General features: G+C 27.9%; 20 protein-coding genes and 1 tRNA gene. 19 read left to right on the top strand and 2 right to left on the bottom strand.

Annotated features, from left to right (window positions below; translation table 11 throughout):
- Positions 1 to 70: 70 nt before the first annotated feature.
- Positions 71 to 895, bottom strand: coding sequence for a hypothetical protein (locus tag CCE28_RS00730; RefSeq protein ID WP_095129975.1), 825 nt, complete (start codon positions 893 to 895; stop codon positions 71 to 73).
- 263 nt (positions 896 to 1,158) lie between these two features.
- Between CCE28_RS00730 and CCE28_RS22480 the strand changes: the two genes are divergently transcribed.
- From CCE28_RS22480 to CCE28_RS00795, 15 genes are all read left to right on the top strand, one after another.
- Entirely contained in the window at positions 1,159 to 1,872 is a 714-nt protein-coding gene (locus CCE28_RS22480) for a hypothetical protein (RefSeq protein ID WP_242972855.1), read from the top strand.
- 246 nt (positions 1,873 to 2,118) lie between these two features.
- Positions 2,119 to 3,228 (top strand): DUF4268 domain-containing protein, encoded by a 1,110-nt coding sequence (locus CCE28_RS00740; RefSeq protein ID WP_095129977.1) that lies wholly within the window; start codon positions 2,119 to 2,121, stop codon positions 3,226 to 3,228.
- A 564-nt stretch (positions 3,229 to 3,792) separates the two neighbouring features.
- Positions 3,793 to 4,599 carry a site-2 protease family protein gene (locus CCE28_RS00745; protein WP_095129979.1) on the top strand — a complete coding sequence of 269 codons (807 nt, stop codon included), beginning with the start codon at positions 3,793 to 3,795 and terminating at the stop codon, positions 4,597 to 4,599.
- 417 nt (positions 4,600 to 5,016) lie between these two features.
- Positions 5,017 to 5,205, top strand: a complete 189-nt coding sequence (locus CCE28_RS00750) for a hypothetical protein (RefSeq protein ID WP_095129981.1) — start codon at positions 5,017 to 5,019, stop codon at positions 5,203 to 5,205.
- A 39-nt stretch (positions 5,206 to 5,244) separates the two neighbouring features.
- Positions 5,245 to 5,805, top strand: coding sequence for a hypothetical protein (locus CCE28_RS00755; protein WP_095129983.1), 561 nt, complete (start codon positions 5,245 to 5,247; stop codon positions 5,803 to 5,805).
- Between the two features lie 167 nt (positions 5,806 to 5,972).
- The gene (locus CCE28_RS00760) at positions 5,973 to 7,109 is read left to right on the top strand and encodes an LAGLIDADG family homing endonuclease (RefSeq protein WP_095129985.1); all 1,137 of its coding nucleotides are present in this window, start codon (positions 5,973 to 5,975) and stop codon (positions 7,107 to 7,109) included.
- A gap of 100 nt (positions 7,110 to 7,209) precedes the next feature.
- Positions 7,210 to 7,854 carry an alpha/beta fold hydrolase gene (locus tag CCE28_RS00765; RefSeq protein ID WP_095129987.1) on the top strand — a complete coding sequence of 215 codons (645 nt, stop codon included), beginning with the start codon at positions 7,210 to 7,212 and terminating at the stop codon, positions 7,852 to 7,854.
- Between the two features lie 590 nt (positions 7,855 to 8,444).
- Positions 8,445 to 8,612 (top strand): hypothetical protein, encoded by a 168-nt coding sequence (locus CCE28_RS21945; protein ID WP_176461579.1) that lies wholly within the window; start codon positions 8,445 to 8,447, stop codon positions 8,610 to 8,612.
- A gap of 9 nt (positions 8,613 to 8,621) precedes the next feature.
- The gene (locus CCE28_RS00770; RefSeq protein WP_278277493.1) at positions 8,622 to 9,017 is read left to right on the top strand and encodes a sigma factor; all 396 of its coding nucleotides are present in this window, start codon (positions 8,622 to 8,624) and stop codon (positions 9,015 to 9,017) included.
- A gap of 594 nt (positions 9,018 to 9,611) precedes the next feature.
- Entirely contained in the window at positions 9,612 to 11,357 is a 1,746-nt protein-coding gene (locus CCE28_RS00775) for an HNH endonuclease (RefSeq protein WP_095129991.1), read from the top strand.
- A gap of 258 nt (positions 11,358 to 11,615) precedes the next feature.
- Positions 11,616 to 12,188 (top strand): recombinase family protein, encoded by a 573-nt coding sequence (locus tag CCE28_RS00780; protein ID WP_095129993.1) that lies wholly within the window; start codon positions 11,616 to 11,618, stop codon positions 12,186 to 12,188.
- Between the two features lie 258 nt (positions 12,189 to 12,446).
- The gene (locus CCE28_RS00785; RefSeq protein ID WP_242972857.1) at positions 12,447 to 12,860 is read left to right on the top strand and encodes a tyrosine-type recombinase/integrase; all 414 of its coding nucleotides are present in this window, start codon (positions 12,447 to 12,449) and stop codon (positions 12,858 to 12,860) included.
- Between the two features lie 88 nt (positions 12,861 to 12,948).
- Positions 12,949 to 13,092, top strand: a complete 144-nt coding sequence (locus tag CCE28_RS21950; RefSeq protein WP_176461580.1) for a hypothetical protein — start codon at positions 12,949 to 12,951, stop codon at positions 13,090 to 13,092.
- Positions 13,093 to 13,158: 66 nt separating this feature from the next.
- Positions 13,159 to 13,986, top strand: a complete 828-nt coding sequence (locus CCE28_RS00790) for a hypothetical protein (RefSeq protein ID WP_095129995.1) — start codon at positions 13,159 to 13,161, stop codon at positions 13,984 to 13,986.
- A gap of 762 nt (positions 13,987 to 14,748) precedes the next feature.
- Positions 14,749 to 15,255: a hypothetical protein gene (locus tag CCE28_RS00795; protein WP_095129997.1), complete on the top strand. Its 507-nt coding sequence runs from the start codon at positions 14,749 to 14,751 to the stop codon at positions 15,253 to 15,255.
- A 194-nt stretch (positions 15,256 to 15,449) separates the two neighbouring features.
- Here the strand turns inward: CCE28_RS00795 and CCE28_RS21955 are convergent.
- Positions 15,450 to 15,556, bottom strand: a tRNA-Leu gene (locus tag CCE28_RS21955).
- 405 nt (positions 15,557 to 15,961) lie between these two features.
- On the opposite strand from CCE28_RS21955, the gene CCE28_RS21960 reads away from it, so the two are divergent.
- From CCE28_RS21960 to CCE28_RS00810, 4 genes are all read left to right on the top strand, one after another.
- A complete protein-coding gene (locus tag CCE28_RS21960) occupies positions 15,962 to 16,123 on the top strand; it encodes a hypothetical protein (RefSeq protein WP_176461581.1) in 162 nt (53 codons plus the stop codon).
- 582 nt (positions 16,124 to 16,705) lie between these two features.
- A complete protein-coding gene (locus CCE28_RS00800; RefSeq protein WP_095129999.1) occupies positions 16,706 to 18,613 on the top strand; it encodes a hypothetical protein in 1,908 nt (635 codons plus the stop codon).
- Between the two features lie 614 nt (positions 18,614 to 19,227).
- Positions 19,228 to 19,803: a recombinase family protein gene (locus tag CCE28_RS00805; protein ID WP_095130001.1), complete on the top strand. Its 576-nt coding sequence runs from the start codon at positions 19,228 to 19,230 to the stop codon at positions 19,801 to 19,803.
- 66 nt (positions 19,804 to 19,869) lie between these two features.
- Positions 19,870 to 20,085: a helix-turn-helix transcriptional regulator gene (locus CCE28_RS00810; protein ID WP_095130004.1), complete on the top strand. Its 216-nt coding sequence runs from the start codon at positions 19,870 to 19,872 to the stop codon at positions 20,083 to 20,085.
- The last annotated feature ends 282 nt before the right edge of the window (positions 20,086 to 20,367 follow it).

The raw sequence follows: 20,367 nt of genomic DNA on the forward strand, positions 1-20,367 counted from the left end.
TCCTTTCAAAATGCTATATAGTGTGCTTATGTTCGTTGATACTGCATTTAATCGTTTTGAATCATGTAGGTTATGGTATCACTATTTGAAATAAGTATTTATTAAGAATATTAACGATGTAAATATTAAATTGTAGTTTTATAACAATTATATATAAAAATGTAAGTCCTATAGATATAAGATACGATGATAATGTCCCCATAAGATAAAATTCAGCATGTTCTTTTTCACCATCATGATTATTAGAATTTGTACGAAAGCTCGCAATTGATTTAAATAATAAAAAACCATATATAACTGTATATTCACGAATAAGTATAAAAGCAGATATAAATAAACCTTCCAAAATACCTAAAACTCTACCATTATATGTCTGAATATTTTTTTTAAGTCTATATATATTATTAATTATCCTTTCTTTGTCTTTAAATATAATTTCAATGAAAAAATCTCTAGAATAGATATTTAGGCATAAGTAAATTGACGTGATGATACCAAATTGCCATATCTTTTCCAAATATAAATTTGACAAATAGTAGTACATATACACAAAAAATAATAAAATAATAAAATTGGATTGATAGATTTTAACAAGTATATTTGGTTCAAATTTCTCTTTCCCAGTACATGGATCTACTGCAATTGATATATTGGCTATTTTTGAAAACAATACAAAATACAAAATAATTACTACATATTTTACAATAAGAATATTACATTGATATTTCCAATCAAATTTAAATTTTTTGCAATATAATAATAAAGTTATTTCAACTAGTGCTAATAAAATAGTAAAAATAATATTAATTGTATATTTAGTATTGATAATATGTTCTGGATCCTTCTTAAAATCTCTAATAAAGCTACCATCTTTTTTCTTTCGTTTTTTCCTCATGTTCCACTCCCTGTTTCGTATTATTAGTTTTATGTCATATTCTTTAATTAAATACATTTAAAAATCAAGATAGTTAGTACTGTTAATTACTAATGGGCAAGATACTAATATCTTACAATAATGTGAAAAAATTTACAAATAATAAAACTCTTCATTAATGGAATAACCATAAAGGAATTATGTATACTGACAAATTTTTCCAAAAAGTTACTATAAAATCAAATATAATAATAAATAACAAAATGTAATAGGGGGATAAGCATATGAAGAAAAGAATAACAAGCGTACTATTAGCATTAGCTTTATCATTCACAGTATCATATGGCCACAGCGGAAGAACAGATTGCTCTGGAGGCCACCACGATAATAAAAATAAAAGCGGGCTAGGAAGCTATCATTATCACCATGGATACGGACCACACCTGCATGAAAACGGAGTATGCCCATATGAAGTAAAAAATACAGTAGAGGCATGCTCAAGCCCAGTTAATACTGTAACAATGGTTAAGAAAGCTCCAACTGTAAATTCAAATGAGGTGAAAGTAACTTTAGTAAATTATCCAGTACAAATTAATGGAGTTACTATAGATAATTCAAAGCAGAAGTATCCTATTATCTCATACAACAACATAACGTACTTGCCACTAACTTGGAACAATGGACAGGCATTAGGATTTAGACCTAAGTGGAGAGAAGAATCAAAGAGCCTTCATATATACTTAGAAGAAACAGAAGGGAAGCTAGAGCAAGAGCTATTAAAAGAGGAGACAAACTCAAGTGAGAAAAGCTATACATGTGAAAAGGTAGATTTTGATGTATATATTGATTATTATCTAGTATCTGGTGATAGTGAGTATCCAGTGTTAAATTATAAAGGGATTATATATTTACCTTTGACTAGTGATAATGTAACTAAGCTTGGAATAAGTTTTGTATGGTCTAATGAAGAAGGAATAAAGATAAGAGGAGGAGAATAAGTGGAATTATTTGGTGTATATTACTAGGTATGAAATAAAAATATTCAATACTTTTGAGGGATTATACAAGAAGAGAACAATTAGTAATAACTAAGCGATTGGAATAGAGGATATAAATAGTGTTATGTTAACCAAATGTATATTTTAGTCATAGAAAGAGTTCTATTGCAGGAATGACAAATATGTTGATTTTGCTAAGAGAACAAGTTTGGTTAAATATTTACTGTAAGAAAGAAGGGATAAGAAGTGTACTTAATAAAAAAAGATATAAATAGGATTGAGAGAATTAATGAAATTGCATTTTCTGAATTTGGATTTAGGGAAAGAGAGCATTTGCAGGAATGGATTGCTAATGAACCATCCTGTCTAGGGGAAGATTTACTAATAATTCAGAAGGAGTTTGATGGATTTTCAGATACTAGAGAAAGATTAGACTTATTAGCATTAGATAAAGAAGGAAATTTGGTCGTTATTGAGAATAAATTAGATGATACAGGTAAAGATGTAACTTGGCAATCCTTAAAATATGCTTCATATTGTTCACGTCTAACTAATAATGATATTAAAAAAATCTATCAACAATATCTAGATAAGCAAGGTATAGATGTTGATGCAGAAGAAAAAATAGCAGAGTTTTATAATGATGACTACGAAAATCTAATTTTAAATAAAGGTATATCTCAAAGGATTATTCTTATTGCAAGAAAATTTCGTAAAGAGGTTACGTCAACAGTCTTGTGGCTAATGAATTATAATTTAAATTTACAGTGTTTTAAAGTAACACCATATGAGTTAAACGGACAATTACTCTTAAATATAGAGCAGATTCTTCCAATGAAAGATGCTGAGGATTATATTATCAAGATGGCAGAAAAAACTCAGATAGATATAAGTAATGAGAAAAAGAGTAAGTCAATTGATATTATACAATATGAATTTTGGATGAAGTTATTGAAAGCAATGAATAATAAAAGTAATTTATTCAAAAATATAAGTCCTATAAAAGGTAATTGTTTAGGTGCGACTTCAGGTATATATAGTGGAGTGTACTTTCAGTTTAGAATAAAGAAAGAATCTGCAGAAGTTGAGATTTATATAGAAACAGAAAATAAGGAAAAAAACGAAAAAATATTTGACTCATTATTTGGGCATAAGGTTGAGATAGAAAAGCGTTTTGGGAAGAATTTAATTTGGCAAAGAAAAGATAGTGTAAGAGTAAGAAAAATAATATATTCCGAACCCAAGGATTCTCATAATAAAGAGGAATGGGAAACTATAATAGATTTTTTAGTTGATGCTATGATAAGACTTGAAGAAGTGTCAAAACCGTATTTAGAGAAAATACAAATTGACTAATCAAATGAAGTGAAGATTTTATTTATAGGGGAAGGCTTATGCCTACCCCTTAATATATTTATTGACTAACCTATTCATATAAATCATTGTACCCATAATTATAATATTGATGACTGAAATTATGTAGCCAATATAAACGTAATCTTTGTAACTTTAGTATTTATCTGGTGGTTACATGAATAAAACCTTCTGTATTTGATAGTTCTGTACAGTATAAGAACTGTCAAAGTTATTGTTGTAATTCCACAAATGAATCTGATTAGAATATTAGTTAGTTCTAACATTTTAACTCTCTTTTACATAAGTCATACTTAGAATAAATATATGCTAAGTATAACCCAATAATGAATTTGTCAGAATATCAAGTCCTACGACTTCTTATATACGGTTCCATATTAATCTGTGTATTAAAACTTAAATAAATATATTGAGATAGGAGTGTTTCCAAATGTTTTTTAGAAGGGGAATAGGACAAGTTAGAATCTTAATATAATATAGTGATATATACAAGAGGGAAAAGCTTAAAGTTTTTTCTAAATATGACTAAATAAAGGAGAGGTTAAAATGTCTTTTGCTTTTTTGGCAATAGCTTTGTATATGACTATATTTGTTCACGAATTAGGTCATTATTTTGCCTGTAAGTTGTTTAAGGTTCCTGTAATGGAATTTTCACTTGGATTGGGGCCACAACTATTAAGCACTAAATATAAAGATACTCGCTTAACTCTAAAATTACTACCTTTAGGAGGCTATGTAGAGCCTGATAATAAAATTGAACAAAGATTAAATCTTATAAAGCGATATATAATTTTACTATCGGGAGTATTTTTAAATTTTATATTTTTCATTATGGCTATAGGATTTATTCATAAGAGTGGTTTTTGGGAAGGATTAAAGAGCATTCCATCAATTACACTTATAGTTATTAATGTAACAAAGGAATTTCTTGTAAATATAACCATGTCAGATATATATAGTCCACAAGCAAATGCTCAGCAAACAATGGTTACTATGAGTCAAAATGTACATAATCTAGGGTTTTGGAGATTTGTAATAACGCTGAATATTATTATAATAGTGACAAATCTTCTTCCTATTCCTATTTTAGACGGAGGAAAAATTATTATGATTACATTAGAAAGAGTGTTGCTAAAATTAGGGATATCTGCTGAAATGGTAGCTAAAATTTTAAATCCAATATACTTTATTAGTTTTATATTAGTTATATCACCCATGTTTATTAATGAAATATGGAATTTAGGGAGTGAAATAGGTTTATCATTATCTCAGTCGCTAGCTGTATATGCAATTGTAATTAGTTTTTTTATGGTAATATCGAAGAAAATAAAATCTTTTTCAAGAAAGATATAGCACAATCTTATTAACTAGTAATATTGTGCTAAGGTTAGAAGCGGGTGTTTTTTAAGTAACTAGTATATAAAATAAAAACTTTACTTGAATGTAAAAAAGCAGGAGAAATCCTGCTTTTTTTATTTGGATATAAATGTAAAAAAGGGAAAAAATTCATAATGCGTAAAGTTATATTATAACTTGTTTTTAGTATATGAAATCCTAAATGGAGTTATATAATCAGAAATCAGAGTCGTATTATTTGTATAGGGTATACAAGCTTGTTACTAAACAAAGAGTTGGTAAGATATATGTTGAAAAGGGGGACTTGGAGAAAAACGCTAATTGTAGTCCAGAGACTTATTTTGTAAAGAGGTAGTAGAGATAGAAAGAATCTTACTTTCTTTTTAATAGATGTAATACTAAAGGAGGAATACTATGAAAGAAAATAATAAATTAAGAGGTTATATTGGTGTAACTTCTAGAGAATGGTTTACTTTTCTCAAAGAAAACAATATAACACAAGATGTTAATTTTTGGAGGAAAAATACAAAAAAATTTAATTGTCTTAAAGAGGGAGATTATTTTTTCTTTTTAGTAAAAAATGAACATGGTGTAAAAGGTTAAAGGGAAGTTTGGGCATATGGTATTTATAAAGGTTATAAGGTGTTAAGTTGTAGAGAGGCATGGGAAAAATATAAGAAGCATAACGGAGTAGCTTCATTAGAAAAATTTCAAGAAAGAATGACAGCATTAACAAGTAGTAATGATAGTTCAACTTTAATAGGATGTATAATTTTGAATGATTTAAGGTTTTGTAGGAGACCACTATTTGTAAGAGTGATAGGTATTAGCTTTAGTAATGCAATAGTTTCTGGGAAAACAATTAAAGATTTAGATGTATTTAATTTATCTATGGAAATCGAATATTCTTACTTACAACCTGTGCAAGTTAATAACTATAATGAACAGTTACAATATGAAGTAGAGAGGTCAAGAAACGACAACAGGGAAACAAGGCAAAATAGATTAAGAAATGCGAACACTAGATCTCAAAGAATTGAAGTTATTACAACAATTTTTAGAAGAAATGCTGATGTAGTAGAAGTATTAGAAAAAGTAGATGGTATTTGTGAAAGATGTTGTAAACTAGCACCTTTCATTAGAGCTAGTGATGGAACCACATATTTAGAGGGACATCATAAAGTCTCTTTATCAGAAGGTTGAGATGATACACTTAAAAATACTTAGCTGTTTGTCAAAATTGTCATAGAGAATTACATTTTGAGTTTAGTTGTATATTTATTGATAGAGCAATGATAAGTTAGAAAATAACATGTACGTCCAATTTATTATTTTGCAGATTAGCTATCTATGAAGGGGTAGATAAATAAATGAAATGGACTAATGAGGAAATTAATTTATTAAAAGAGAAATATGGAACTATGAAATTAAAGGATTTGATAGGAAAATTTTTTCCTTATAGGAGTATTGATTCTGTTTCAGGCAAAGCTGGTTCGCTTGGTTTAAGAAATCATGATGGAAAAAAACAGAAATTGTGGACTAGCCAAGAAGAAAAAATTCTTAAAGAAATATATGGAACAATGAAACTAGAAGAAATGGTCAAACTGTACTTTCAGCATAGAAGCATAGAATCTCTTTCGAATAAGGCAAGACAATTAGGGCTAAGGGATTCGAATAAAAATCATCAGAAAATTTGGACAAAAAATGAAGAACAAATTTTGAAAAGAGTATATGGCAAGATAAAAGTTGAAGAAATTTTAAAAAGATATTTTCCTGATAGAACTATACATTCTATATATTATAAAGCTACTAAACTTGGACTTAAAGGTAAAACTAACTACAATGTTGATTATTTTGAAGTTATTGATGGTGAAGAAAAAGCATACTGGTTAGGGTTTATATATGCAGATGGATGGATTACAGATACATCAAATGGATATGAATTAGGTATAGAACTAAATATAGATGATTACAAACATTTACTAAAATTTTATAAAGCTATTGATATGAAGAATAAAATACCTATGAAAAGGGAAAGAAATAACCCAAGTGGTTCTAAAAAGATTAAAATGTGTAGTATAAAAATTGGTAGTAAAAAGACTTATGATGATTTAATTAATAAAGGAATTAAGAAAAACAAATCTAAAACTATAGAGTTTCCTGATGAAAAGATTGTTCCTCAACATCTAATGAAACACTTTATTAGAGGACTTATAGATGGAGATGGTAATTATACTCATTGGTATGATTCTGATAATGATAGATATATAACAAGAGTAAAGCTTACAACAGGTAGTAAAAGTTTTGCATATAAGTTTTCTGAATATATAAATACTAGTGTATTTATAAACTCTAAAATTTGGAAAGATAGAGGGGCATACAATGTTGTTGTTGGAAATAAGAATGAAGCAGTTAATTTTATGAAGTGGATATATAAAGAACAAACCATATGTCTTGATAGAAAAAAAGTAGATGTTGATAAAATTTTAGAATTTTATAGAAAATAGTGCGTTCTAAACAATAAAGTACCTAATGAAATAATGATTTCATTAAATAACATATTAGATTGTAGTATTTTTGCAAATAATATATTTGTAGGTGATTTAAATGAACCAAAAAGTTGTTTTAGTCCATGGTTATAATAAAAATTCCAATGACATGAAGGTATTGAAAAGGAATTTGGAAAAAATTGGGTACAAAGGAGTCGTAGTTGACTTACCACTTACTTATAAAGAGATTGAATATTGTGCTTTTGTATTCGAAGGAATAATTTATGAAATTATTAAGAATTTAAAACCCAATGAAAAAATAAATATTGTTGGACATAGTACAGGAGGATTAATTATAAGACATTTATTATCAACTTCTAAGTATATCAGTAAAATTAACAAGTGTGTTCTAGTTGCTACCCCAAATAATGGTAGTGAATTAGCTGATATTGCTGGAAATATGTCTAAAATATTAATTAATATCTTTAAAACTTTAAAATCACTGCAATGTCAAGAGGTAAAGGCATTAAAACTAGAAAACAGCCACGAAATTGAAATAGGTGCAATAGCAGGTAATAGAAACAACTTGTTTCTAGGATATTTATTATCAGATGAAAATGATGGTAGGGTTACAGTTAAATCTGTGAAATTTGCTGGGTTAAAAGATTTTGTTGTTTTACCATATGGACATAAAGAAATACATTATATGTGGGAAACAGCAAGATTAATAGATACTTTTATTAAGACAGGGAAATTTATATAGGAGTGTATTTCAGTTAAATATATTAAATAAAAATTTTATGGGAATATAATTTTAATCTAAAATAACAGTTTAATAGTGAGAAATTATATATTAAAGATCTATTATCGAAGAATAAGTTTCTTGTATATTTAATGAAAAACTAAAAAAGTAAATATCCAGGGTTTCTGGGTACAAGATACATCAGATATATTTATATATATTGTATCTTGTACCCTTTTTCTCTGGCGAGAGCCGTTGCTGAATCCATAAGTCTTTTTTTCAAGTAATTCATTATGCAAATGTGTATATGCAAAGAAATATGGAATAAATATAGAAAGCAGTTAAATATTTTAATGGAGTATAAACCTAATAGAGTTGCTGAAATAAATTTATAAAACTTAAGATCTAAACAATAATATAGTGAATTAATGTTATTTTAAGAAATTATAGGAAAGACAAAAAATATAGATACTTAGGTTTCTAAGGGGCTTTAACTCATACTGTACATAATTATTGTTTCAAAAACGGTGGATTAAGAAATGTTGGATAGGCTTTTTGCGAAATGGTATAGGACATCAAAATATAGTTGTTGCAAAAGGGGGAGCGGATAGATGAAATTTTTAGAACCCTTAAAGGTTGAGGAACAGCAAGCCCTAGTAATAAAAGCTAAGATGGACCCTGAGGCGAGAGAAAAAGTTATATTACATAATTTAAAATTAGTTTATTCTGTAGCTAAGAGGTACGTAAATAAGAAAACTGATATAGAAGATTTATTTTAAACGGGTATATTGGGGGTTATGAGAGCTATAGACAAATACGATCCATTAAAAGGAGCGAAGTTCAGTTCGTATGCGGTTATATGGATAAAGCAAAGCATAGGACGTAATATATTTACATTTAGTGAGGATATTTCTTTGGATGCTCCTGTAAAAGGTGCTGAAGATTTACTTATTAGAGATATGATAGAGGATGATTCTATTCCTGTAACTGAAAAGATAGAGGATAGGGTTTTTTGCCAGCAACTAAGGGAATTAATAGATGAGAAGTTAACAACGGAAGAAAAAGACATTGTATATATGAAGTATGGATTTAAGGTGAGGCAGTATACAGCTAAAGATATAGGAGAAAAAATCGGAATGAAAGCTGGAAGTATACCCGCTAAAGTAGAAAGTATATTACGGTAGCTAACTAGAACACCGTTTATCCAGGAATTGAGAAATGAAATGATAGTTGATCAGAGGACTTGTTTTTATAAGAGTAAAGACTACTCACAACCATCAAGTAAGAACAGTACATATAAATCGGAGGTGGAAAGTCTTGTAATACATAGAGAGTCAATAAGGGAAAGTATAGAGGCTAAAGAATTTTATGAATATTACTCTTCTTAAAACCTGTGAAATAACCCATATTAAGCAATAAAAAATCAATAATTTGTACTATGAGATATTATTATAACTCATTCCCCTACTGAACTACTTCATCAGTGGGGGTTTTTACCATCTTTTCATTTGGTAATCAATTGAATATTTTCGTTTAGTTTATGATATAATAGCGTGAGTTTACAGTCTTATTATAGGCTGGCATTATCGAAGTTGCTATGAGATACAAATCAAATAAAAAAAGTGTTTTAAATCTTAAATATATCTATAAGTGCTGAAATAATTATTTTGTTCTATCCTCCTTGCGTCTTATGTCACGAATATTGGGGGCAATTTTTATTAGGATAGAAGACATCTAAGTACTTAAAAATAAGAATATTGAAGTGAACAGGTGAAGAAATGAATAGATTAACTAAGAATCAAATAAAGAAGTTAGAAAAATTAAGATTAGAGATAGTAGAACAAACAAATAAAAATATGCAGTTTGAAGCAGTGACATTAGAAAGCAAGGTTATTAAGTTTGTTGAAAGCGCCTCAGAAAAAATTCAATTAGAAGCAGTAAAGAGAACGGCTATGGCTATTCAATTCATTAAAAACCCTTCAGAAAAAATTCAATTAGAAGCAGTGAGGAGCATAGCTGAGGTTATTCAATTTATTAAAAATCCTTCTAAAAAAGTACAATTAGAGGCAGTAAGACGAAATTGGGAAGTTATTAGATATATTGAAGAACCCTCAGAAGAAATTCAATCTGTGGTAGTAAATAAAAATTGGAGAGCTATTCGATTTATTAAAAATCTCTCAGAAAAATTACAATTGAAGGTAGTGAAAGAAAGAGAATTGGCTATTAAATATATTGAAAATCCTACAAGAAAAGTCCAAATGGAAGCATTGAGGAAATTGGGGAATTCTAATATTGAACATATTATCCAATATATCAATGATCCATTGGAAGAATTACAAATGGAAGCGGTGAAGAAAAAAGGAACAAATATTAAATATATTGAAAATCCTACAAGAAAAGTCCAAATGGAAGCTCTAAGAAAATCAGGACCTTTAGTTCTAAAATATATTAAAAATCCATTGGAAGAAGTACAAATGAAAGCAGTAATACTAGACGGCCAGGCTATTAGGTTTATTAAAAACCCCTCTAAAAAAGTACGTGAAGAAGCAATCGCGAAATCACTAAGAAAATCAGGACATTTTCAAGAACAATCAGAACATGATTACTTTAAAACACCACAATTAATTAATGATAAAACTAACAAAATATACGATAAAACTTATGAAAATTATAATATAAACGAAATTACGGACAATATTGATACCATTAAATCCAAATCAAATAATGAAAATGGAGAACTAGCAGATATAATGGAGAAGTCAGCAAAAATAATTGATGATATTTTAATTAACGAATATGATAATTATAATAATTTTGATGATTTAAGCAATAATATTGGAAATGGAAATCCTGAAAAAATAGAACGTTCAGTAGTGGTGACTAAAAGAAATCAGACTATAGTAAAGAATTTGAAAAAAATATATAAGAATAAATGCCAAATATGCAATATTAGATTAGAAGTAGGCTGCAATGAATATATGTCTGAAGTTCATCATATTCAACCTCTTGGTGAACATGATGGACCAGATATTTCTGAAAATATGATAGTTTTATGCCCCAATTGTCATGCGATGTTTGATAGAGGTGCTATAACCATTGATATAGATAATAATATTGTAAAACATATTAATCCGAATAACCTCTTAAATAATACTAAAATTACGATAAAACATTTTATGGAGAAGAAATATATAGATTATCACACAGATAACATTTATACAGGAAAATTAGTACAACGTAAAGACAATAAGTTAAACAGTAAATCAAATAAAAATTCTACCAATGGAAAAAACAATAAGAAAAAAATAGTTAAAGTGAACAATGATAGTATTAATGTAGCTTCATATGGTTCATTAGTAGTATTAATGGATATACAAACAAAGGATAACTTTGAAATTAAAATAGAGGAATATTACAACAGGCAGTTTATGAATAATATTCAAAAAAATGTATTGAGCAAAAGATTGGACGAAATTTTTTATTTTAAAGGTTGTTCATATAAAGTTATTAAGATAGAAAATTAGGGTATAATAGCGGCTGTGTATTTGGTAGATTGTTTTTAAAAGTATTTTTTAAATCAATTTTGAAGGAATGGATTTTTTTATAAATTCATATTATCAAAAACGGTGGTTTATGGTGCACTTTCTATAGGTCTAATAAAACTATTCAAAATGCTACATTCTTAATAATTAAAATAGTATCAAAAAACGTATCATAATCTATTTGCAATATGGTACGTTTATGATACTTTTATTATAGAGATTATTAGGAGGGATAGTATTATGTTAGTAGGTTATGCTAGAGTAAGTACACTTGACCAAAGCCTAGATCGACAAATTGATCAACTTGTAGAATATGGTGTAGATAGTAGAAATATTTATCAAGAAAAAATAACAGGTACTAAGAAGGATAGACTTCAACTGAATAAAATGATTAGTGAATTAAAACAAGAGGATATAGTTGTTATAGCAGATATTACACGTATTAGCAGAAGTACAAAAGATCTACTTTCAATAATCGAAGAGATTAAGAATAAAGGGTCAAGTATCAAGTCTCTAAAAGACACATGGTTAGATACTACATCTGAAAATCCTTACAATAGTTTTCTATTAACTGTTATGGCAGGATTGAGTCAATTAGAAAGGGATTTAATAAGCCAAAGGACAAAAGAGGGATTAGAGAGTGCAAAGGCTAGAGGTCGTAAAGGTGGAAGACCTAGTAAAAGAAATGATAAATTTGAATTAGTAGAATTGATGTATAAGAATAATAGTAAGGTAGTAGATATTGTTAAAGCTACTGGACTAAGTAGAACAACAGTATATAGATGCATTAAGGATATTCAAGAACAATCTTAGATGGTTGTTCTTTTTTTATTTTGTATATTAATTATCTCTTTTTGCTAAATTCTAAGACTAAGGATGTTAAATTATTAAGAGTATTATCACTTCTTTAGAGGTATAGTTCATTAGTAATAATCCTATTTCCGAGGTAATAGTGAAATTATGATGAATTGCAGCATATTTCACTAATGTATTGATATTAACACATAATTTATTGTTGAGCTTTGGAATATAATGTACGGTTATTTGTTTTTAGAGGGGGGTAGATAAACATTGATATATAATCGGTCTCTATGTATATGTATATGGGTAGATCAACACATGGACTTTATGAAAATACCATCGAACGAACACATAGTAAGAAATATCGCTATAAAGTGTATTGTTTATCCTTTAAGCAAGAATGACTATGTAATATTAAATCTAAAAGGTGAGAGATTTAATCCTAGTTCATTTGCTCGTAGATATACGGAACTTAGAGGAAGAAAAGAAGTTAAGCCTATAAGATTCCATGATTTAAGACATACCAATGCCACTATTATGTATAAAGCAGGAGTGAAGACGAAGGTTATGCAGGAAAGACTTGGACACTCGAATATATCGACAACTTTAGATATTTATACTCATTTATTTAAAGAAGATCAAGAGGCAGTATCTAATATTTTAGATAATAAAGTGTTCGGATGAAAAAGTTGAAGGATTATTACACATTGAATTTTATCCAATATTTGTATAAAATGTTAATGTTATGAAATACATAATTGGTAGGTAATACATGGATTATCAAATAGTATTGCAAACAATATCAACTATTGGTATTGGAGGTATATTGGGGGCGATAATAATAAATGAACTTGATAAAAGAGAAGAATTAAATTCATTTAATGTCTACAATGTGAACTTGGAATATAGGCAATAAAAGTAGTGAAGATTATGTGTATAAGATATTGGACGAAATTTGCAATGAAGGAGTGTTTTAATTATTATGACTAATGAACAAATAACTCTTATTGGTATTGGTGTAACCTTTTTAATAGGGGTATTAAATTTCATTTACAGTATTGGTAATAATCAGAAAACGAGATTTATAAATACAGTTACAAATTCGAGAGTTAAGTGGATAGGAGAGTTAAGGAAAAATATCAGTGACTATATCTCTTTAATCCCACAAAATGAAACAGGGTTTATTAAATTATTTGAAAGAAAAGATGAATTTATTGAAAGTTTTAAAAAATCTCATATGATAATTGAATTAATGTTAAATAACAAAGATGAATTCGGTAATACTTTGCTTACGGACTTAACAGAAATTAATAATAAAGTGTTTGAGATTATAAAATGCATTGACCTTATGAACTTTAATAAATTAGAAGAATACAAAACCCTAGGTCTCTACGCTTGTCGTGATGCTCAAAGAAGATTAATAAAAGAGTTAAAATCTGAAACTCAAACTACATTGAAAACTGAAATTATTAGGATTATTGGAAGTGGAGATAATGATCAATACTTAAATATGGAAGCTTGTGAACTTATTATTAATGATGGAATAGGAAGAAAACAAGATGCTTGTCTAATTTGTATTAATAAGTTTAGTAAAGAAATTGAAACTGATGTGGCTAATTTAATAAGGAACTGTGAAAAATTATTAAAAAAAGAATGGGATAGAGTAAAAGTTGAATCTCAAATTGGTAAGTATGATACGGACAATGAAGAATGGAGTGTTTATATTGGATTTTCAAAACTCAATAAGGCATTCAAATTAATTTTTTCTATTATGTTAATAGTTATAATATTATTAATTGTTATAGCTTAATAAATACATCAGTATCTTTAAGCGTTTTAACCTCGTCTAACAACATAGTTGCCATATGACGTTAAATAAAGAGAGAACCAATAAGGTTCTTTTTTTTATTGGAAATAAATAACGAAAGAGCCAATAAGGTTTTAGTCCGTTAGAAGAATGGTTAGAAGGTTAGAAGAAAATTTCATAAAAATAAAATAAGCTAGGGCACTCAACCCTAGCTATTTCAATGGTGCCGAAAGAGGGACTCGAACCCTCACGGAGTTGCCTTTAACGGATTTTAAATTACTTTGGATAAATTTGTACTAATAGTTAAGGAGTCATAAAGATATATACACCCATTTGTTTAAAGAAGACCAAAAAGAAGTATCTAGCATTTTAGATAGTAAAGTGTTGGGTAAAAGTTCAATGGTTATTACGCATTGAATAATTTACAATATGTGTATATAATAGTAATGTTATACATGTACAACATATAGGTTTATGGGTTGAAGATAAGCTTATATCCCGAATAATTACATAAACCACTATATGTGGATGAAAAGTCATTAAGTTTTATGGAAGAATAGTTAGGCGAAATTTTTTTAGAGATTTTAGATACTTATGTTTTCATCATTAGAAGGATAAAACAAGAAATTAAAAAATGATAATGCTTTCTTTTTAGAAAAATTAGCTTAGAAATAATGGCTTGATAATATGCAATTGTAATATATGGAGATATAAAACGAAAAGTTGCTCTTGTATCATATTAAAAATATTAAGGAGGGAGAAAATATGACAGTTTCACAATATATTAAAATTCCAAAAGGTGTTAATGTTCCGAAAAATATTTTAGATTCTAAATTTATAAAACCACCACTTGAAGTAATTCAGTTGGTAGAATCAATCTCGCCTGAAAGCCACATTTTTTTTCATGAACATCCAATAGTACAAAAGTCATATCGTAATTACTTAGATATATTTGTTAATGCAAGGTTGACTTATTGGAGAAATTACACTAATGAACCACTTTGGGCTAAAAGCTATGGAGAGGTATTAATATTAAGGGTGCTACATGAATTAGGTCATATTGTATGTGGACATAAAGGCTCTTTAAAGATTGAAAATGGGAAGGTAATACAAATCGTATCTGATACAGAGGTTGAAAGGTGTGAGAAGGAAGCATGGGATTGGGCAATTAGATACAGGAGTGAGAATTTAGAAAATTATATAAATCTTGTTTACAAATGTCAGTTATTTGCTGAAACACATCCATATACGGAAGTAGTAGATTGGCAATAAACTAAACATTTTTTAACTTTAAATAATATAAATGAAGAGATTAAGTAAGAAGAGAACCAATAAGGTTCTTTTTTTATTGGAAATATATAAAGCGAGTGCAATAGGTTTTAGTCCGTTAGAAGAATGGTTAGAAGGTTAGAAGGTAATTTCACGAAAATGAAATAAGCTAGTGTACTCAACACTAGGTATTTCAATGGTGCCGAAAGAGGGACTCGAACCCTCACGGAGTTGCCCCCAACGGATTTTGAGTCCGTTTTTTATTTTAATAGGGATCTGGCTTAGTAATTTCAATATATTCAGCGATTTTTACAATTAGAAATAAATGAATTTATTACTTTCTACTGTATCTTACAACTACTATCATTACCTGTAAAGTACTTATACCATATATTTATACAAATAAAAATAATTCTAATCTATATTCCTACCTTTAAGATACCTTTTAAAAGCTATATAATGATCATAAAAGGGAATTTATGCCCAAAAGGTATCATAATACCATCGGGTAAAAAAATAGCTTATAATGGCTAGGTGTAAAAAAAACAAATAAAAAGTAAAATATCCAGGTTTAGAAAATCCTTAAAGCCATTTAAAACACACCATCACAGAGGTTGAAAATGAATATTGAAGTATCAATTAAAATCCATATATATTCAATTTTTAACGTAAAATCCACTCTCATGCTAAAAATTTGGGTGGGCTCTAAGTGGTAAAGAATAAGAAGTACAAAGTATGTGAAGTTTTAGAAAATATCCCTAATCCCTTAAAAAAACAGCCCTATCAGAGATTGGCAAAAAAGATGTTATATGATAGGGAGAACTATACATATTTTGCATGTTGGAGTGCATTTAATAAAGATCAAATGTAACGGTTTAGAAAATATCCTTAATCCCTTAAAAAATCAGCCCTATCAGAGATTGATCCAAAAAATGATATATGATACGGAGAACTATACATATTTTGCATATTGGAATGCATTTAATAAAGACCCAATGGGAAAAAGGGTTAGGAGGTATTATAGATAACCAACTACTAAATGTACGCTACAAACCAACTAAACGTCAAAATAAAGGTAATTCAATAGCCAAATAGGAGATTTAGAAAGATGTATTATATGGTAATGACCTTACTTAGAAGAAAGTAATCCAAAACTTTATAAAAAATTAAGCCAGTAGAGGATATTCCATTATTAATTAGTGGAAGTCCTTTTTTTTATGCCTAAAAACAAAAATACAATTAAAGAAAGGAGTGATTTATATGACATTAATTAAAAAAATATCTACACAGGTACGGTAAAAGAGAAATTTAAAGTAAAGATATGATAACTATCTAGTGAGCTAGGAAACTTAAAAGGAATTGGAAGATGATAGAGAAAATTGTTTCTAAATAGTCACTAATAGATTATGCAGCAGAAATTTATAATTACAGATTAAAAAGGGGGACTTTAAACATGAAAGTTAAATGTATGTTAGATGAAAAGAAATATAATAGTAAGCCAAAAGGAGATGAAATAGGAAAGATTGTTAAAAGGTTAGAGAAATCTGAATGTAATATAGGTATAAGCGATTTAGCAGGTTTAATGGTACAAGGATGTACTTTTAGACCTGCTTTTTTAAATGGAAGTAAAGATGAAAATTGGATTTCACAACAATTATTTGCACTAGATTTTGACAAAGGGACTACAATTGAGGAAGAAATAAGTAGATGTAGGCAATTAAATATAATGCCTATATTCGGATATACTACTTTTTCTCATAGTGAAAAGCGTCATAGATTTAGGTTAGTTTTTTGTAGTAATAAAATTTTTACTATTTATGAAGAAGCTGAAAAAGTACAAGTAGCATTAATGAATTTATTTAATAAGTGTGATCCAAAAAGTAAGAATATAAGTAAGTTATATTTTGGGGGCACAAATTTAATATTTGAAGGATATGATAATAAATTAGATATTGATGGATTACTTTTACATAATAAATTACTTAAAAAAAAGATTTACAAATGCAACAATGGTAGTCGTGAGAGAAAAGGGGTACAAGATATAAAAGATATAAATATATCTAATGTATCTTGTACCCCAAAAACCCATTTGCATAATATGAATATTATTAATGCAATAAAAACGCATAATACGGAGTATCTAAAAAAATATATAGGAAATAAACATCAGATAACGTTTGAAACTAAAGAACAATTTTTTGATTTTATAAGAAAAATAGATTTGGGCGAGTTATTGGAATTACGCTATCCTAATAGTTTTAATTGTTTATTTCATAATGATAAGTCTCCGTCGGCTAGTATATTTGTAAATGAAGATACAGGAGATTATATTTATAAATGTAATAGTAATAGTTGTGGAGTATCTTTGAACAATATTGGGGTTATAGAAAAACTAGGTAGATTTAAAAGTAAATATAAAACATATGAATTTATCAAGGAGATATTTAATCTTAAGATTGTGGAAACGGAGTGGCAGAAGAAACAATGGCAAGTATTAATGGAAAATGTAGAATCTATCCATAATGGGGAATTAGAAAGAAATTGTCCTCAAGCATATAAGATTATTAAAAGGATATCACGATATTTAGTAGAGATGCACAAGATAGCATTAGATAATATATATAATGAAAATTGGACTGATAATGAAGGCAATTTATTATTTTATTCTAGTACAGGGTATATTGCAGGTAAATTAAAAATAAGTGATAATAGTTTAAATAAAATCAGTCAAAAGATAGCGGTTCTTGCATATCTTAAGTTATTAAATAAGGTAGATGATGGACAAGTTAATGAGGATATACTTAAAAAATCTAAACACCTTAATGCAACGAAAAACAAGGATAAATATAAACATGTTAATTATTTTTCCATACCTCCCTATACAGATGACTTATATAAAGCCGTGGAGCAACAAGCAAAGAAATGGAAAGATAATAACTATACTATGAGAGGTGTATCAAGGGAAATGTTTTATCGTGGGGAAGGGGTAGATGTAGCGAATTGGTTATATCCCCAATTTAACAAAGTAACTGAAAAAAATGAAGATGGAGAAAGTGAAATAGTAGATAGAACTACATCAAAGGCATCTGATTATAAAACTGCAGACATTGTAAAGACCATATTTTATCTTATAGATAATAAGGGTTATGCACGAGAAAAGGAAATAGTAGAAATATTAAGGCGTAAGTATGGTAAGGAAAATATTAGTGTACAAATAAAAAAAAGTATAAAGCAAATATTTGAAGAATATTCTCTGAAAAAGCTAAGAACTAACAAAATAATAAAGGAACACTATGGGATAACCGATAAAGGTTATCCTTTAATTATTGTAAAAAATGAGTTCAATATTCAGAATATTTAGACTATAAATCAATTTTACTATGCCAATATCTTGAGCGTATAGATTTTGAAATTAATATCGATAGACTTTGTTTATTTATACAAAATGAAGAGGTCTATTCTTGTGCAAAAAAGAAATTACTAATTGATTAATTTATGATTTATTCTAAGTTAAAAAATTTATCTAGGAAAACTATGACGAATGTCGAAGTATTTATATCAAATTAAACCAGGTGTAAATAAGCAAGTTTACAGAGATAGAAAGAGATATGTAAATACATATATATGATTATAAAATTTTTGTAAGTATTATATCATGTATGTAAAGAATATAGACAGTTTGTTTGCAAAGTTGTCTATATTCTTTTTATGTCTCTTAGTAAAATTAAATGACTATAAAACAGAAAGCAAAAAACATGGAAAGTGCATCATTGTAATAAGTTATATTAAATACAAAGTAAACGGCAAAATAAATTATAATAAAATCAAACTGATTTAGAAGATTAATAAAACTATAAAATAGGAAAATTAATAGTTTATAATCATAACTTAACAGTATTGACTATGATTGTTATGTCTAGTATAATAAATACATATAATGTAATCAAAACTTATGGTCAAAAGGGGTTTGATAATATGATATATGGTTATGCTAGAGTAAGCACAACAGGACAGATGAAAGATGGAAATAGTTTAGAGCATCAAGAAAAACGATTGATAGATGCAGGAGCAAAAGAAATAATAAAAGAAGGTTATACAGGAACTACATCTAATAGACCACAATTTCAGGAACTGTTAAGTAAGTTAAAAGAAGGTGATACTTTAGTTGTAACAAAGCTGGATAGATTTGCAAGAAGTACAATACAAGGTGCTACAATTGTACAGAACTTAATTGACAAAGGAATTAAAGTTAACATACTTAATATGGGAGTACTAGATAATACACCAGGTAGTAAATTAATTAGAAATATATTTTTTGCTTTTGCAGAATACGAACGTGATATGATAGTTGAGAGAACACAAGAAGGGAAGGCTGTAGCAAGGACTAAGGATGGATTTAAAGAGGGTAGACCTAAAAAATATACAATAGAGCAATTAGATCATGCTATGGAATTACTAAATAAGCATTCGTATACACAAGTAGAAAAGATGACTAAAATTAGCAAGGCTACATTAGTAAGAGAGAAGAGAAAAAGAAAGAAATTAGAGTAGTTTATTCTACTCTTTTTTTGTGTCAATAAATAAATTTACAATACTTTATATTAAGGTGGTGTTTTGATGAAGATTAAACTAACTTCTAAAATTAAAGAAAGAAGAATGGAACCTCATCTTAATCAAAAGCAATTAGCTGGATCAACTGGATTCACTTCTAGCTATTTGAGTAATCTTGAAAGAAGTATAAATCTTCCTTCTATAGAGGTGTGCTTTATATTAGCTAAAACTGTCAATTGCTCAGTTGAAAATTATGGACATGTAGTCATACAATACAAATAAAATATAACTATGGATAGGGAATAGATAATGCATTTTAAATAATATATAGTACAATGTAGGAAAGTAGAAGGATCATATAAAATATGTATTATGCTGTACTTTTAATCGTGTGTACAGGGGGTAAATAAACATTTATAAATTACAAGTCTCTTTGTGAGGGTATATGAGTAGATCAGCACATGGATTTAGTAAAAATGGTATCGAACGAACGATAAGTAAGAAATATACTAAAATAAAGATTATCAAATTTATTTTGAAGAAACATGTTATGTCGCGAAGAAA

It is taken from the genome of Anaeromicrobium sediminis, assembly GCF_002270055.1.
Lineage (GTDB): Bacteria > Bacillota > Clostridia > Peptostreptococcales > Thermotaleaceae > Anaeromicrobium > Anaeromicrobium sediminis.